This is a genomic window from Mangrovibacter phragmitis (genome assembly GCF_040429585.1).
GTDB lineage: Bacteria > Pseudomonadota > Gammaproteobacteria > Enterobacterales > Enterobacteriaceae > Mangrovibacter > Mangrovibacter phragmitis.
The window spans coordinates 1869869-1883062 of record NZ_CP134782.1 but is presented as its reverse complement, the minus strand read 5'-3'; the positions used below and the strand labels follow the sequence as shown (position 1 = coordinate 1883062).

The following is a 13194-nucleotide window of genomic DNA, read 5'->3' as shown; positions in this document are numbered from 1 at the left end:
TCATAACCTATTTGTCACACTTGTTTAGATCATAATCTAAATGTCACTTTGAGGGGCTTATGTACATCTTTGGATACTTAAGAGGGCACTGTTGCAAATAGTCGGTGGTGATAAACTTATCATCCCCTTTTGCTGATGGAGCTGCACATGAACCCATTCAAAGGCCGGCATTTTCAGCGTGACATCATTCTGTGGGCCGTACGCTGGTACTGCAAATACGGCATCAGTTACCGTGAGCTGCAGGAGATGCTGGCTGAACGCGGAGTGAATGTCGATCACTCCACGATTTACCGCTGGGTTCAGCGTTATGCGCCTGAAATGGAAAAACGGCTGCGCTGGTACTGGCGTAACCCTTCCGATCTTTGCCCGTGGCACATGGATGAAACCTACGTGAAGGTCAATGGCCGCTGGGCGTATCTGTACCGGGCCGTCGACAGCCGGGGCCGCACTGTCGATTTTTATCTCTCCTCCCGTCGTAACAGCAAAGCTGCATACCGGTTTCTGGGTAAAATCCTCAACAACGTGAAGAAGTGGCAGATCCCGCGATTCATCAACACGGATAAAGCGCCCGCCTATGGTCGCGCGCTTGCTCTGCTCAAACGCGAAGGCCGGTGCCCGTCTGACGTTGAACACCGACAGATTAAGTACCGGAACAACGTGATTGAATGCGATCATGGCAAACTGAAACGGATAATCGGCGCCACGCTGGGATTTAAATCCATGAAGACGGCTTACGCCACCATCAAAGGTATTGAGGTGATGCGTGCACTACGCAAAGGCCAGGCCTCAGCATTTTATTATGGTGATCCCCTGGGCGAAATGCGCCTGGTAAGCAGAGTTTTTGAAATGTAAGGCCTTTGAATAAGACAAAAGGCTGCCTCATCGCTAACTTTGCAACAGTGCCGCATTTTTCACCTTCGATGGTGCCGAGCGCGACGCAATCAATGCACGCCGAGGTGATTCCCACAAGCTTGGTCTGGCGCTCCATATTGGTTTCCTGCGCATGAGTGGGCGTTTGCTCGGTGCCTTTCGGGTAATTCCAGTAGCCTTGTGGCGCCACCTTGGCAACGAGCTTGGCATTGCAGCACCAGAAGTCGCCTCGCTGAGAGCCATGTATGAACGCGGGCGCACGCTATTCGATCACCAACAAGTAGCCTGCACGGTCCTTGGATTCCAGTGGATGAGCGAGCACCAGCGCCGCTCACTGGTACGTGAACTGCGCGACGAAGTGGCGCGCTGCGCCGACCGCGATCAGCTACTCGTGCGGGCGCGTCAATGGCTGTACAAGAACAAGCTGGTGATCGTGCACGAGCGGGCAATTCGGACACTGATTGCGGCGGCACTTGCCCAGCTTGAAGTTGAAACAGGCACCGCCATCGCCGCCAGCGTTGATCCAGCAACACTTGATCGCTGGCGAGCCTCAGTTTCAGAGCTGCGCCCAGATGGACAAACCCAGCAGAGTTGGCTATGGGCTGCACCGGCGAAACACTCAACCCGCCAAATCAGCGAGGTACTGGAGCGCATCGACCTGCTTTACACGCTGGACGTTCATAAGCACCTGGCAGACATCCCCGATCTCATCTTGCGCCGCTACGCGCGCCGACTTGTCTCCAGGCCGCCCTCAGCCGGAGCCAAGATCAAAGAGCCAGCGCGCACCGTGGAGGTCGCATGCTTTCTTCGGTATTGCCTGTTCACCACCACAGACCAGTTGATCCTTATGGTGCAGCGCCGGATCGCCGATCTGTGGCGTCAGGCTGCCGCCGATGTCCCCGCTACCGTCAATTGGGCCGCAATGTACAAAACGCTGCTCGGCGAACTTGTTGCCTTGAGCGCGCAAGGTGCGGTGCCAGATGCTGAGTTGCGTGCCCGTCTTGAAGCCTTGATCACCGAAACCCAGAAACGCAAACCACCGAGCAGGGCCTCCCTGGTCCGCGAGGGATTGATTGATGGAATTCGCCCCGTGCGGTCGTTGCTCGTCGCCATTGCAAAGCTGCCCTGGCAGGCCACCGGCGAGCATCCTGCCATCGAGTACCTTGCCAAGCTGCAAGCTTTATATCTCAAAGGATCCAGAAAGCTGCCAGTTGAAGTGGTGGCACCAAGTCTGGGAATGATCTGGCAGGTTTCGATCTCCAGCCCAGACCGGGAACGGGCGTTTCAGGCGTTGGAGGTGGCCACCCTGTTTGCCCTGCGCCGCGCGGTGCGCAATGGCTCGGTCTGGATTGAGCACAGCCTGAGCTTTCGGGGTCGTGCGCGCTTGTTCTTCACGGACGAGCGTTGGCAGGCAGAGTCCAAGAAACACTATGCCCGTCTATCGTTACCCAGCAAGGCTGCCACTTTCTTGAAGCCTTTGCTGGCCAGAGTAACTGCCGGTGTCGATGCGGTGGCCGCTGCAGCCCGCAGTGGCGTACTGCGCGTGGATGATGAACTCCATTTGTCGCCATTGCCCGCAGAGGACGAAGACCCAGAAGTGACCAAGCTGCGCGCGGCTTTGGATCACCGCATCGGTGAGGTTCAATTGCCGGAAGTGATTCTGGCCGTTGACGCCCAGGTGCGCTTTAGCTGGATCATGCTCGGACGTGAGCCGCGCTCTACCGACGAGCTGCTGATGGTCTATGCCGGCATCATGGCCCACGGCACCAGTCTGACTGCGGTCGAATGCGCGCGCATGATTCCGCAATTGTCTGCCACCAGCATTCGCCAGGCCATGCGCTGGGCGCGGGACGAACGGCGTCTGAGCCAGGCCTGCCAGGCTGTGCTGGAATTCATGCAGCGACACCCGATTGCCGCCACCTGGGGGCGGTCCGATTTGGCATCTTCTGACATGATGACCATGGAGACCACCAAACGGGTGTGGCAAGCCCGGCTTGATCCTCGGCGCAACACACCTTCCATTGGAATCTACTCCCATGTAAAAGACCGGTGGGGCATCTTCCATGCGCAGCCCTTTGTGCTCAATGAGCGCCAGGCGGGCGTGGCCATTGAAGGTGTCATCCGCCAAGAAAAGCTGGAGACCAGCCAGCTTGCTGTGGATACCCATGGCTACACCGACTTTGCCATGTCACATGCCCGTTTGCTTGGTTTTGATCTTTGCCCGCGGTTGAAGGAACTCAAACAGCGCCACCTCTTTGTGCCACGCGGCACCAAAGTGCCCGCAGAAATCGCTGCGGTGTGCGAAGCCAATGTCGACGTCGCTTTGATCGAAAAGCATTGGGATAGTCTGGTGCACCTGGCAGCCTCGGTCATGAGCGGACATGCCAGTGCGGTGGCAGCTCTTGCGCGGTTCGGTTCTGCCGCCCAGGGCGATCCAATCTATGAGGCTGGCGTGCAATTGGGGCGGTTGCTGCGTACGGCGTTTTTGGCTGACTACTTTGTCAAGGACGCTTTCAGGAACGAGTTGCGCCGGGTGCTCAATCGGGGCGAGGCTGTTAACGCCCTCAAGCGCGCCATTTATACCGGCCGGATCAGCCCGGCGCAGGCCAAACGTGTCGATGAAATGCAGGCTGTGGCCGATGCGTTGAGCCTGATGGCCAACATCGTGATGGCGTGGAATACCTCACAGATGCAGGCGGTCCTGGATCGCTGGTCGAACCGCCGCCAGGTCATTCCACCGGAACTGATCGAGAAGATTGCGCCCACCAGGCTGGAGAGCATCAACTTGCGGGGTGTGTTTCGCTTCCCGGTTGACCGCTATGCTGACCAAATCCTGCCTTCGCGGCCAAATGCATCGATAACTGGCACCAATGGATGAAACCGACCACGGTTTGACGCCACGAATCGCAGATTTGAAAGTGAACAGGAAAGTCAATGAAATCAACGATCTACCAACACCACCTCCGCGCCAGTGCTAGCTTTTCGTACCGTCACTTATTGCACTGAAAACGAGGAGACCCCTACCGGGCTAGCGGCCTCAATCTGGTAACGGCTGCCGTCGTGTTGTGGAACACGGTCTATCTGGAACGGGCTGCGCACGCGCTGCGTGGCAACGGCCATGCCGTTGATGACGCGCTGTTGCAGTACCTGTCGCCGCTCGGTTGGGAGCACATCAACCTCACCGGCGATTACCTCTGGCGCAGCAGCGCCATGATCGGCGCGGGCAAGTTCAGGCCGCTACGACCGCTGCAACCGGCTTAGCGTGCTTTATTTAATGAGATGGTCACTCCCTCCTTCCCGGTACTATGCTGAGGACAGGCTTTCATTCGGAGAACTATCATGGAAAACATTGCGCTCATTGGTATCGATCTGGGTAAAAACTCTTTCCATATTCATTGCCAGGATCGTCGCGGGAAGGCTGTTTACCGTAAAAAATTTACCCGGCCAAAGTTGATCGAATTTTTGGCGACATGCCCCGCTACAACCATCGCAATGGAAGCCTGTGGCGGTTCTCACTTTATGGCACGCAAGTTGGAAGAGTTGGGGCATTCCCCAAAGCTGATATCACCACAATTTGTCCGCCCGTTCGTTAAAAGCAATAAAAACGACTTTGTCGACGCCGAAGCTATTTGTGAAGCTGCATCGCGTCCGTCTATGCGTTTTGTGCAGCCCAGAACGGAATCTCAGCAGGCAATGCGGGCTCTGCATCGTGTCCGTGAATCCCTGGTTCAGGATAAGGTAAAAACAACCAATCAAATGCATGCTTTTCTGCTGGAATTTGGCATTAGCGTTCCCCGAGGAGCTGCCGTTATTAGCCGACTGAGTACCATTCTTGAGGACAATAGTTTGCCTCTTTACCTCAGCCAGTTATTGCTGAAATTACAACAGCATTATCACTATCTTGTTGAGCAGATTAAAGATTTGGAATCCCAGTTGAAACGAAAGTTGGACGAAGATGAGGTTGGACAGCGCTTGCTGAGCATTCCCTGCGTCGGAACACTGACAGCGAGTACTATTTCAACTGAGATTGGCGACGGGAAGCAGTACGCCAGCAGCCGTGACTTTGCGGCGGCAACAGGGCTTGTACCTCGGCAGTACAGCACGGGAGGTAGGACGACATTGCTGGGAATTAGTAAGCGAGGTAATAAAAAGATCCGAACTTTGTTGGTTCAATGTGCCAGGGTATTCATACAAAAACTGGAACACCAGTCTGGAAAATTGGCCGATTGGGTCAGGGATTTACTGTGCCGGAAAAGCAACTTTGTCGTCACTTGTGCTCTGGCAAACAAGCTGGCCAGAATAGCCTGGGCCCTAACGGCACGACAGCAAACTTATGTAGCATAACGGCAGAAATACACCGGTTTAAAGAATTACTGATCTGGTTTTGCGAATACTGATATTGATGATACTAACGGCCCACCGGCCTGTTGAGGAACCTGTAAAACGGAAAGGCTCATTGAAGCCGTATATTTTCTGGAGGTTCATCAGGCGCGGAACTCATCAAGGCGCGGGAATAAAATCCCATTCAGACGCCGGATAGATTCAAGCAAGCCAACTTGTCGTCAAAATCGGTGTTGCAAAAACGGGAGTGACCATAGATTCCGTTTTCTGAGGCGACCCCAGGCAGTACCGCGCACCAGCTCGCGCACGTCGAGCTGCAGCATCGTCACTTCCGGCGAGGCTGGCCACGTCCTGGCCACGGTCGACCATCGCCACCTTTGACGATGAACCGAGGGCCCCATCGCCAGTTCCGACGATGACGGCCGACGCCGGCGCTGGATCTCGCATCGCCGCTTCTGACGATGAGATCCACCCTTTGACACTTGAGGGGCCGAGCTGCGGGGGATTCTCCCGGCCGGCGGCCGCGAGAACCGGCTATGTCGTGCTGCGCATCGAGCCAGGCGGCAGAGCCGCCCGTCTCGCCCCTGGCGGGCTTCCAGCGCCTTCCCGACGCTCACCGGGCCGGTGGCCCTCGCCGCTGGGCTTTGCGGCCCTGACGGGCCTTCCTGGCCCGTTTCCGGGGCCTTCCCTGCCCTGCCCCACCGGCGCGGCCGTTGTGGACAGTTTCGGGACAAGTCGGCCGAGGCCGGCCGGCGCAGCCCTGACGTTGACACTTGAGGGGCAGCGGGGCCGGCGCGATGTTGACACTTGGGGGGCAGCGGCCGATTTCGGCCTGGTCGAGCCGTCCAGGCGGCCGCCGAGGCGGCCTAAGTGCCTGATCGGCATGGAGTTATCCACCGAAGTTGTGGATAACCCTGTTAGGAACCCTGCCCCGGTATTGACACTTGAGGGGCGGCCCTACTGACACTTGAGGGGCGCGGTTCTTGACACTTGAGGGGCAGCGTATTGACACATGGGGGGCTTATCCATTGACACTTGAGGGGCGGCCTCTTCGCGCTTTTCCTTGGCGTGACAACGGTTTACGCGCGTTTTTCGGTCATGCTAACCAGGTTTTTAACCGTCTTTATAACCTTTTTATATAACCAGGTAGTTTTAACCAGAGGCTGGCGAAAAAAACGGCAACACGGCCCAAGCTACCGCGCAGCATGACCGGCCGCCGAAGGGGGGAAACCCCCCTTCTCGATCCCACCCGGCCGCAAGCGGCCTCCCATCCCCCCAGGGGCTACGCCCCTCGGCCGCCTTGCGGCCTCACCCCACAATGGAGCGCCTTCGGCGCTACGGCTTAGGAGAGCCAGGCGCAAGCGCCTGGCGGAAGGCAGTAAGTTCGAGAGCTTGCGAGGGGGCAAAGCCCCCTCACACTCCCCAACCAGGTCGCCGCGGTTCGACCGGCCGCGCGATCCTCAAGCATCGCAGCAACTCCACCGCCGCAGGTTTTACGCCAAGGAAGGGGGTCGGCCAGCTCGGCCGGTGGCGCGGAAAGCGCCCCTCAAGTGTCAATGAAACGTGAGACGCGGGGCCAGGCCCGCGCCGATCACAAGCCGAGTTCGGAGTGAGAGCCGAGGCGCACCAGGCGCAGCGTGTCGGCGTCGGGCTTCTGGTAGATCAGCACCAGGTCGGGCTTGACGTGGCAATCCCGGTGATCCTTCCAGTCCCCGGTCAGCGCGTGGTCGCGGTGCCGAGGTTCCAGCGGCTGGTCGTCGGCGAGCGCGACCAGGACGGGCACCAGGTCGGCGTCGAGCGTGGCCCGGTGCTGCCCTTTCGCCTCGCGCTTGTAGTCGCGCTTGAACTGGCCGGTGCGCTCAATCTGCCGCATGCAGATCGGCCATCAGATCGTTGACGGTGGCGAAGCGCGGCAGCTTGCCCTTGCGGGCTTCCTTCATCGCCTCGATGGTGGTGGCGTTCGGAATCAGCGGCTCGAAGGGCAGCGCCTTGTCCTGGGCCACCTTCGTGAGCAGCAGCCGCACCGCGTCGGACACGGTAAGGCCCATCGCGGCCAGGACGGCCGCCGCTTCTTCCTTGATCGCGCCGTCGATGCGCGTTTGTACGAGCTGGTTTGCAGCCATGATTGGTTCTCCGGTTGGGTTCGTGAATTACATTGTAATGCACGCCAAGGGAAAGGGCAAGGTTTAGCGGCTAAAACGTTTAGCTAAAGTGCTTGACGATTAGGACATTTTGCCCTAATATAGCACTTGAAGGCCGGGCATTTCGCCCAGGTCAACTACCGGAGAAAGTCCGATGAACACCCAAGAGCAACCCGTTACCGCTTCCCTGGTCGCCGAGGCCCAGCGCCTCGACTTCCTGCCCGCCTACTTCGGCCCGCGTCTGATGATGCGCGGCGAGGCCCTGGTGTATGCCTGGCTTCGCCGGCTCTGCGAACGCTACAGCGGCGCGTATTGGCACTACTACACCTTGTCGGACGGCGGTTTTTACATGGCCCCCGACCTGGCCGACCGCCTGGAGATCGAGGTGGACGGCAACGGCTTCCGAGGCGAGTTGTCGGCCGACGCCGCCGGCATTGTCGCAACCCTGTTCGCGCTGGGTCAGCTCGCGGCCGAGGCCGCCGACACGGACGCCGGCGATGCCCTGATCGACCGCTATCACTTCCTGCGCGGCTTCGCAGCCAGCCACGCCGAGGCGGCCGCGATCTACCGGGCTATTGACTGATGAGGGGCGGCCCCGGCTTCGGCCGGGGCTTCCAGGAGGCGACCATGACCAGGAACAACGCTCCCCAGGCACCGACGAACAGCTACGCGACGGACGGCAAGTGCCACAACGCCGAGCCGGGCACCTACGGCCACGAATGCGGCAAGCCGGCCGCATGGATCGGCACGAACCACAAGGGGTTCAGCTCGGGATTCTGCGACGACTGCAAGCGCCACGGCTACGAAGCCCGCGACGTGATCGCGTGGCGGCGTGCTGACACTTGAGGGGCCGGCCGATGGCGAAGAAACGCAAGACGCCGGCCCAGCCGGGCCAGGACTGGAACGCGCCGGCGGCCGAGCTGCTGGCCGAGCTGCCCACCGACCGCGACGAGCTGCTGGCCGCCGCCGTGGCGGCCGTGGTGGAGATCGACGCGGCGATCATGCGCGGTGACGGTGCGGCCGCCGAGGCGGCCAGCGACCGATACGAGGCCGTCATCTGGAAGATGAACGGCGGAACGCACGTGGGCAGCATGGCCGACCACGACGCGCCCGGCCAGGTCATCGAGCGCCATTGCGCGGCGGTGCCTGGCGACGTGCCCTTGTGGGGCCAGCGCGGCCAGTTCCTGGTCGCGGATGGCGACATGCGCGCCCTGGTGGAGTACGAGGCCGGCTACGGCGGGCCGCTGGGTGCCCACTTCCAGTTCCACGTCATCGACCTGGACAGGCCGTTTATCTCCGAAACGGGCTACCGCTCGCACTTCGACACGGCGCAGGGCTGCATGACGGTGGACGAGGTTGCGCGCGGCATCCTGGCTGCGCAGCGAGCCGAGAAGAAGCGCCCGGTGATGGTCGAGGCCAGCTACCGCGACCGCCTGGCCGATGCTCCCCTGCCCGCTTGGCTGGCCGGCTTGGAGCCGCCGGCGCGGCGCGCACCGGCGACCGTCCTGGTGCCGCCGGGGTTCGTCCTGGTCGATGTGGTGCTGCCCTCGCATCGGGCCTTCATCGCCAGGCGCTGGGCGGCCGAGGCCGCGACCAGGATCAAGGCGGCCAGGGCCGCCGGGTTGGACGCCAAGGGAAAAATCACCGGCGCAGGCCCGGAGCGAGATCCCGCATCGCCAGAAACGACGATGACCTGCAGCATCGTCAAAGCCGACGATGCCGAGCCGGGCGAGGGCGGGCCTGTATCGCCGGAAACAACGATGCCGCGAGCGAGCGCGGCAACCTGCAGCATCGCCAGGAATGGCGATGGAGGCCCGGCCGACCTGGTGGAGTTCAAGCCCGGCCAGCGGTGCGAGATCGTGAGCGTCCATCACCCGGTTTTCGACCGCTACATCGGCAAGCGCATCATCATCGTGAAGGTGCATCCCGACACCCGCCAGGTGTGGGCGCACGACGACAGGCCGGTAACGTACAAGACCAATCGCGCAGGCCGGCGCGTGGTCGATTCAGACCCGAGCTGCATCCAGTCGATCTACGGCTTCGACCAGTTGCGGCTTATCACTTGACCAGGAGAACGAACGAATGACGAACGACGCCAATATCCGGCTGGAGTGCTTGAAGCCGGCCGAACGCTGGGCGCAACCGACCGGCGAGGAAGTCCGAGAGGTGCTGCGCCTGGCCGGGTTCAGCGGCAGCAAGGCCGCGAAGGCGCTGGGGCTGGGCGCGAAGGGCGACCGCACGATCCGCCGCTGGATCGGCGAGGACACCCCGATTCCCTATGCGGCATGGGCGATCCTGTGCGACCAGGCCGGGCTGGGCGTGATCTGGAAAGAGGATTGACGCCAAGGGAAAGGTTTTAGCGGCTAAAGTTTAGCCTTCGGATTCCGGTAAAGCGAAAAAAGTTTAGCTAAAGTGCTTGACAGGCTAGGGCATTTTGCCCTAATATAGCACTTGAAGGCCGGGCACATTGCCCAGGTCAACTACCGGAGAAAGTCCGATGAGCGACAACAAGATTATGCCCTGGATTGACGAGCTGGAGGGCGCGGCAGCGACCGACTTCCCGGCCCGCCGTGACGAGATCGCGGCCATGATGGCCGAGGCGGCCGAGCTGGTGTGCAAAGCCGAGGAACTGCGCGGCAAGGCGTACTTCGCCGGATGCTCCCTGGAGGGGCAGGCCAAGGGCCATTGGTCGATGGAAGCCGTCGAGCAGGCCAAGCGCCGGGCCGGCTGGTAAGAGCACATGGCCCGGTCGGCAACGGCCGGGCCTATCGAGGACGCCAAGAAGGAGTATTGCGTGAGCCGAGGCAAGATCAAGGGCGGCCCCAGGTGGAGGAACGCCCCGGAGTGATCCGGGGCGCTTGGCCTGGTGCTGGCACACCGTAACCATGCTTCCGAGTGGGAGCACCCAGCATTCAACACGTAAGCGCGTGGAGGGTCAAGCTATGTCCAACATCATCAAGTTCCCCAAGGAGATCGAGCAGCCCGCCGCGCCCGCGCCGGTGGAGCCTGCCGCCGCGTCTGCTGCCCCCAACAAGGCCCCCGGTGCTGGCCTGCTGGCCGGCCTGGTCAAGTTCGTATGGGTGGCGACCGTGCTGGTCTGGCCGATCCTCAAGTGGGTGCTGTCGATTGCCACCTTCTTCCAGTTCGTGCGGATGCTCTACCACTGGAACACGCCTGGCGTGTATGCCGGTTGGTCGTTCCTGGCGTACTTCGCGGTGCTGACCGCGATCACCTACTTCGTTTCGATCTACAAGCCGAAGGGGCTTTGACATGAAAAAACAGACCCTACCCTACCCGCCGGGATTCGTGGAGCCGAACACCGGCCGGGTGGCCGTCCTGGTGCGCGAGTACGCGGCCAGCGACTTGAACGGCGATGCGCCGGCCTATTGGTACAGCGCGCAATCCGAGGAATGGGGCCTTGACCCCTGGCGACTGGTGGAAGGCGTCGATCCGCACACCGCCGGCGGTCAGTTCGACGTGTGCTTTGCCAACGGTTCGAGCCGCACGGTCGGCCCGCTGATGACGTTCTTCATGAGTGCCGTTGACGCGGCCAGGTTGAACGCCAAGAAAGAAGATCACGCGCCCATTTTTAGCCGCTAAAACGCTTGACGCGGGCGGCGAGTTTAGCTAAACTTCTGCACATGGTCGGCGGCTGGCACCGCCTTTTGTTCAACAACCGGGTGTGGAGTTTATATGGGTGTTCTCCATGAAGAAACGGCTAACCGAAGCCCAATTCCAGGCGGCGATCAAGGGCCTGGAGATCGGGCAACAGACCATCGACATAGCGCGCGGCGTGCTGGTCGATGGAAGGCCCCAGGCCGAGTTTGTGGCCTCGCTGGGGCTGACCAAGGGGGCGGTATCGCAAGCGGTCAGCCGCGTGTGGGCAGTGGCGGGGGAAGTGCTCCCGCAGGGCTTCGAGCGGGTGACGGCGGTACTGCCGGAGCATCAAGCGTTCATCGTCAAGCGTTGGGAAGCCGACGCCAAGGGAAAGAGGAAACAGGAACCCAACTCATGAAAACACTGGTCACGGCAATTCAGAAAGGCGGTCAAGGCAAGACGTTCGCAACCTGCCACCTGGCGTTCGACTTCCAGGAGCGCGGCCTTCGGGTTGCAGTGATCGACCTGGACACCCAGGGCAATGCGAGCTGGACGCTGGCCGGCCACGACTCGGGCTATCCCGCCAGTCGCATGTTCACCGCCGGCGGCGACGAGCTGCGCGCCTGGTTCGCTGACCGGGAGGATGACGGCCTGGCGCTGATCGCGGCAGACGCCAACCTGGCGAACCTGGACAAGATGGAGCTTTCCCAGGCGGCCGCCGCGCTGCGGGCCAGTGTGGCCGCGCTGGGCGAGTTCTTCGACGTGTGCCTGATCGACACGGCCCCCTCCCTTGGCGTCGCCATGACGGCGGCCGTGCTGACGGCCGACTACATGCTGTCGCCCATCGAAATGGAGGCGTACAGCTTGCAGGGCATGAAGAAGATGGTCGCGGTCATCAGCAACCTGCGCAAGCAGAACCCCAAGCTGCGCTTCCTCGGCATGGTGCCGAACAAGGTGGACGCGCGGAAGCCGCGCCACGTCAACAACCTGGCGACGTTGCAGCAGGCATACCCGCAGCTCATCTTGCCGTTCAGCATCGGCGCGCGTGACAGCATCGCCGAGGCGCTGGGCGAGCAGATGCCGGTGTGGAAGATCAAGAAGACCGCCGCGCGGAAGGCCACCCAGGAGGTGCGTGCGCTGGCGGATTACGTGTTCACGAAGATGGAGATCGCGCAATGAGCGCCAAGACCAACGCCAAGAAGAAGGAGCAGGACAAGCCGCAATCGTCCGGGCTGGGCCTGGACGGGCTGGGCGACCTGGCCGGCCTGCTGAACGAGCAGCCGGCGGCCAACGCCGGCGGCGCAGGCCCGCAGGAGCTGCCGCTTGACCTGATCGACGAAGACCCGCACCAGCCGCGCACGGCCGACAACCCCGGCTTCTCGCCGGAGAGCATCGCGGAGATCGGCGAGACGATCAAAGCGCGCGGCGTGAAGTCGCCCATCAGCGTGCGCGAGAACCCGGACGCACCGGGGCGCTACCTCATCAACCACGGCGCGCGGCGCTATCGCGGCTCGAAGTGGGCGCACAAGACCACGATCCCGGCCTTCATCGACAACGACTACAACGAGGCCGACCAGGTTATCGAGAACCTGCAACGCAACGAGCTGACGGCGCGTGAGATCGCCGACTTCATCGGCCGCGAGCTGGCGAAGGGCAAGAAGAAGGGCGAGATCGCCAAGGAGATCGGCAAGTCGCCGGCCTTCGTCACGCAGCACGTCACGCTGCTGGACTTGCCCGAACCCATTGCCGAGGCGTTCAATAGCGGCCGGGGCAAGGACGTGACTGTCATCAACGAGCTGGTGACGGCCTACAAGAAGAACCCCGACGAGGTGGCCGCCTGGCTGGCCGACGACAGCCAGGAGCTGACGCGCGGCTCGGTGAAGCTGCTGCGCGAGTTCCTGGAGGACAAGCGCAGTCACGAGGACGGCGACCGTGATCCCAACACCGTCGATGCGCTGACCGGCAAGACCGACGCCGAGGCCGGCGACGGCGAGCAGGGGCCGCAGGATGATGACGCCAAGGGGAAGAAGGAGCCGAAGGAGGCCGACCCCGACAAGCTCAAGAAGGCCATCATCCAGGTCAAGCACGACGACCGGCCGGCACGGCTGATCCTCAACCGCCGGCCCCCGGCCGAGGGCTGGGCCTGGCTCAAATACGAGGATGACGGCCAGGAGTTCGAGGCCGACCTTGGCACCGTGCAGCTTGTCGCGCTGCTGGAGGGCTGACACGCCCAGCGCCGGGCATC

14 protein-coding genes and 2 pseudogenes are annotated in these 13194 nt (G+C 61.5%); 14 read left to right on the top strand and 2 right to left on the bottom strand.

Going from position 1 to position 13194, the window contains the following annotated elements; translation table 11 throughout:
• The first annotated feature begins 147 nt into the window (after positions 1–147).
• The 4 genes and pseudogenes from MPHASIOC01_RS09100 (at position 148) to MPHASIOC01_RS09085 (ending at position 5214) form a co-directional block, all read left to right on the top strand.
• Positions 148–852, top strand: coding sequence for an IS6-like element IS26 family transposase (locus MPHASIOC01_RS09100; protein ID WP_001067855.1), 705 nt, complete (start codon positions 148–150; stop codon positions 850–852).
• A gap of 52 nt (positions 853–904) precedes the next feature.
• Positions 905–3748: pseudogene (locus MPHASIOC01_RS09095) on the top strand (Tn3-like element IS1071 family transposase); the annotation flags it as partial.
• Between the two features lie 143 nt (positions 3749–3891).
• Positions 3892–4131 (top strand): annotated as a pseudogene (locus tag MPHASIOC01_RS09090) (Tn3 family transposase); the annotation flags it as partial.
• A gap of 78 nt (positions 4132–4209) precedes the next feature.
• Positions 4210–5214, top strand: coding sequence for an IS110-like element IS4321 family transposase (locus tag MPHASIOC01_RS09085; RefSeq protein ID WP_000427623.1), 1005 nt, complete (start codon positions 4210–4212; stop codon positions 5212–5214).
• A 1588-nt stretch (positions 5215–6802) separates the two neighbouring features.
• Here MPHASIOC01_RS09085 and MPHASIOC01_RS09080 read toward each other — a convergent pair.
• Together MPHASIOC01_RS09080 and MPHASIOC01_RS09075 are read right to left on the bottom strand one after the other, a co-directional pair.
• Positions 6803–7084, bottom strand: coding sequence for a type II toxin-antitoxin system YafQ family toxin (locus MPHASIOC01_RS09080; RefSeq protein WP_011114071.1), 282 nt, complete (start codon positions 7082–7084; stop codon positions 6803–6805).
• On the bottom strand, positions 7071–7334 hold the full coding sequence (locus MPHASIOC01_RS09075; RefSeq protein ID WP_011114070.1) for a type II toxin-antitoxin system RelB/DinJ family antitoxin: 264 nt from the start codon (positions 7332–7334) through the stop codon (positions 7071–7073). Before MPHASIOC01_RS09075 ends, MPHASIOC01_RS09080 begins: the two co-directional genes overlap by 14 nt.
• A gap of 172 nt (positions 7335–7506) precedes the next feature.
• Here MPHASIOC01_RS09075 and MPHASIOC01_RS09070 point away from each other — a divergent pair, with 172 nt between their 5' ends.
• The 10 genes from MPHASIOC01_RS09070 (at position 7507) to MPHASIOC01_RS09025 (ending at position 13174) form a co-directional block, all read left to right on the top strand.
• Entirely contained in the window at positions 7507–7935 is a 429-nt protein-coding gene (locus MPHASIOC01_RS09070; protein ID WP_011114069.1) for an antirestriction protein, read from the top strand.
• Positions 7936–7979: 44 nt separating this feature from the next.
• Complete coding sequence (locus MPHASIOC01_RS09065; protein ID WP_012478187.1) at positions 7980–8198, top strand: hypothetical protein; 219 nt, start codon at positions 7980–7982, stop codon at positions 8196–8198.
• An 11-nt stretch (positions 8199–8209) separates the two neighbouring features.
• Entirely contained in the window at positions 8210–9418 is a 1209-nt protein-coding gene (locus MPHASIOC01_RS09060; RefSeq protein WP_011114068.1) for a hypothetical protein, read from the top strand.
• A gap of 16 nt (positions 9419–9434) precedes the next feature.
• Positions 9435–9692, top strand: coding sequence for a transcriptional repressor KorC (gene korC / locus MPHASIOC01_RS09055; protein WP_011114067.1), 258 nt, complete (start codon positions 9435–9437; stop codon positions 9690–9692).
• A 157-nt stretch (positions 9693–9849) separates the two neighbouring features.
• On the top strand, positions 9850–10086 hold the full coding sequence (kleA, locus tag MPHASIOC01_RS09050; RefSeq protein WP_011114066.1) for a stable inheritance protein KleA: 237 nt from the start codon (positions 9850–9852) through the stop codon (positions 10084–10086).
• Positions 10087–10294: 208 nt separating this feature from the next.
• Positions 10295–10621: a KleE stable inheritance protein gene (kleE, locus tag MPHASIOC01_RS09045; RefSeq protein ID WP_011114065.1), complete on the top strand. Its 327-nt coding sequence runs from the start codon at positions 10295–10297 to the stop codon at positions 10619–10621.
• A 1-nt stretch (position 10622) separates the two neighbouring features.
• A complete protein-coding gene (locus MPHASIOC01_RS09040; protein WP_353614437.1) occupies positions 10623–10952 on the top strand; it encodes a DUF2761 domain-containing protein in 330 nt (109 codons plus the stop codon).
• Positions 10953–11058: 106 nt separating this feature from the next.
• Complete coding sequence (locus MPHASIOC01_RS09035; RefSeq protein ID WP_011114062.1) at positions 11059–11367, top strand: transcriptional regulator KorA; 309 nt, start codon at positions 11059–11061, stop codon at positions 11365–11367.
• Positions 11364–12128 carry a ParA family protein gene (locus tag MPHASIOC01_RS09030; protein ID WP_011114061.1) on the top strand — a complete coding sequence of 255 codons (765 nt, stop codon included), beginning with the start codon at positions 11364–11366 and terminating at the stop codon, positions 12126–12128. Before MPHASIOC01_RS09035 ends, MPHASIOC01_RS09030 begins: the two co-directional genes overlap by 4 nt.
• Entirely contained in the window at positions 12125–13174 is a 1050-nt protein-coding gene (locus MPHASIOC01_RS09025) for a ParB/RepB/Spo0J family partition protein (protein ID WP_011114060.1), read from the top strand. The genes MPHASIOC01_RS09030 and MPHASIOC01_RS09025 overlap by 4 nt, the downstream gene beginning before the upstream one ends.
• Positions 13175–13194: the final 20 nt, after the last annotated feature.